The organism is Pseudoalteromonas sp. OOF1S-7, from assembly GCF_022347765.1.
GTDB lineage: Bacteria > Pseudomonadota > Gammaproteobacteria > Enterobacterales > Alteromonadaceae > Pseudoalteromonas.
Genome location: NZ_JAKRFZ010000040.1, coordinates 1 through 2,394, shown reverse-complemented (window position 1 = coordinate 2,394; position 2,394 = coordinate 1). Strand labels below are relative to the sequence as shown.

The 2,394-nt window shown below is 44.3% G+C and carries 2 protein-coding genes; both read right to left on the bottom strand.

Annotated features, from left to right (window positions below; all coding sequences use genetic code 11):
* Positions 1-260: 260 nt before the first annotated feature.
* On the bottom strand, positions 261-950 hold the full coding sequence (locus MHN33_RS23685; RefSeq protein ID WP_239401939.1) for a hypothetical protein: 690 nt from the start codon (positions 948-950) through the stop codon (positions 261-263).
* A 2-nt stretch (positions 951-952) separates the two neighbouring features.
* The coding region (locus tag MHN33_RS23680) for an RHS repeat-associated core domain-containing protein (RefSeq protein ID WP_275443046.1) at positions 953-2,394 on the bottom strand (1,442 nt) is incomplete at its 5' end.

Sequence of the window (2,394 nt, the reverse complement as noted above, 5' to 3'; positions counted from 1 at the left end):
GTCTGATAAGCTGACCTGTCTCTTCCTTGCCATTGGCATAATTTGTCACCCTCAATCCATTGAGTATTACCTAAAGGTAGACGGCGTACAGTCTGCACGCCAAATTTTAGGTGGCTGTCCATGTAACACATGGGTCAGTTGTGCATGCCAGCGCTGATTTCCACTGCACACCGCGCTGGCGTGATTGCACAGAAAAAAGGCGCTCAAAGAGCGCCTGTGCAGGATACGTGCTATCTTAAGCTCTACTCATCTGACCGAGCTTATTTTCCAACTTCTAAACTCAAAACCTGAAGATATAAACTGCCATGTCGCTCAACAATCCAAACACTCCCTTTCTTGTCCAAAATCAATCCATTACTATCCTCAATAAAAGCCTTGTTTTCCAGTGACTTTTTTAGAACCAAGCTCAATTCAGGTGAAAATATCAGTTCTTCATTGGATGAATAGTCATGGCTATTCTCAATTTTAATCAGGGCCTCCCCATGTTCAATATAGAAAGGAAACCAGAATATATTTTCCAAATCACTGTAACGCTTTGCATCAATGGTCTGGTTTATCATTTCCAAAAATTTAAACAACTTTCTGCTTGAGCTTATACCAGACCTAGCATATCGCAACTCTTCTGAATCTACGGTCAGCTCTAGTGAACTAAGAGTACATTCAGGTTTATTTACACCAAATTCAAATGCAAACTCATCTTCACTCATTGTCTCAACTTGCGATATAAAATCTTGAGTAAAAATAGACTTCGAAATCGCAACAAGCACCCTCCTGTTTATCACTTTGACACTAGAACCACCCACTCTAGCGTTTATAGGGTACTTAAGATGCTCGCTAAGATATTCAAAGTTTGAACTAGTCATCATACTTTTAAGTGCCTTAACATTTGAGCATTGTGCATAAGAAGCTGCTTGAAAAAATAATAATAATAAAACAACTGCTATTCTCATTCCTATGGTCTCCCCGAATAATCGCCGTTGAGGTACATGTTATATTCTGCGGTTCTTCTTTTCACCAACCCAGATACCCCCCCGTTTGTTATATCCAAAAACTCAAACGCTACTCCACCATGATTCGCTTGTGAAAAGTTCGATGATAGGCTTGGAAACCTCCCTATATAGCCTGCATTCATAGATAAACTAACGAACGTATCATATTGATTCTGGTTCAATTTGGTTCCACCATTATTAGCTATAAACCGGTTTACACGAACCTCAGCTGCCGCAATGTCACTCATCAGTAACTCCATTGCTCTTTCTTCAGAAATATTGTTATATGAACCGCTTAAGTACTCTTCATTTGATATTTCATGACCATACCCAACGGTCCAATTTCCAGTAGGCTCACCATCGGAATTCAATACTTTATATGGGCTAGCCTTGAAGCTTTCCCAGCCTTTTATGAAACCTACAACTTTATCACTGGACGTATATACACCGAAAGATCTGTAAATCTCCCTAACCGACTCCCCAGCCTGATTCAACAAGAACTGCATGGCCCCAGTACGAGCACCATTGGCAAATTTACCGCCAGTAATTGCTGAGACTGTACCACCAATAATCGACGAGACTACCGTGCCTTTTGCTATCTGGGTAGCACTCAGCCCAGCGCCGCCTGGCAGGAACGCACCACCGGCTCCCTTGGTCACACCAGCACTGAGAAACCCATGGCCAAACTTGCCACCACTCAAAACGGAAGATATCCCGCCTACGACAGCATGCGCTGTAATTTGTGCCGCGATTTGACCATTAGTCAATAAATTACCGCCAAAGTCAGACAACAGCTCATTATTAACATGCCATTTATTGTACCCTCCTGTCGCAGAGAAATGTTCCCCTATCTGCTGAAAAGCATAAGCCGAAGCAGCCGCGATTGCACCCGCTTTAAACGCTCTGCCGATACTTCCAGTGTGGTGGTATGTCACTTGCGCGCTAAACATCGCCGAACACCAAACCTGACAGCCAGGAATGAAATTCAACGCAACCGAAGTAACAGTTTGCAGGCCCTGACTGTTCATGACTCGGTCATATCCCCAGGACGCGAATGCCATACCTAGCAAGCCTCCGCCGCCCAGTCCCGCCAGTTGCGCACCTGTCTTGCCAAGCAGCTTCTTAAAAATATACCCACTCGGATCCGTATAACTCAAAGGATTATTCAACACATAACTATAAGCGTTATAGTTTTGAAGATTCGAAGGCGCCTGCACCACCGGATCCGCCTGCATAAACCGGCCCGTTTCTGCATCGTACACTCGACCATTCATATGAATGATGCGCTTATCGCCACCCAGCGAAACCGGTTCGTGGCCGGTGTAGCCCCTGAGATTATCGTTGATGCGACTAAATATATCGACTAGCGGGTCGTTGTTTGGATCGCCTGTTGGCTCCACTTTTC

Coding starts and splice junctions, on each gene's coding strand:
- MHN33_RS23685 (WP_239401939.1), bottom strand. CDS start 950: ATGAGAATAGCAGTTGTTTTATTATTATTATTTTTTCAAGCAGCTTCT.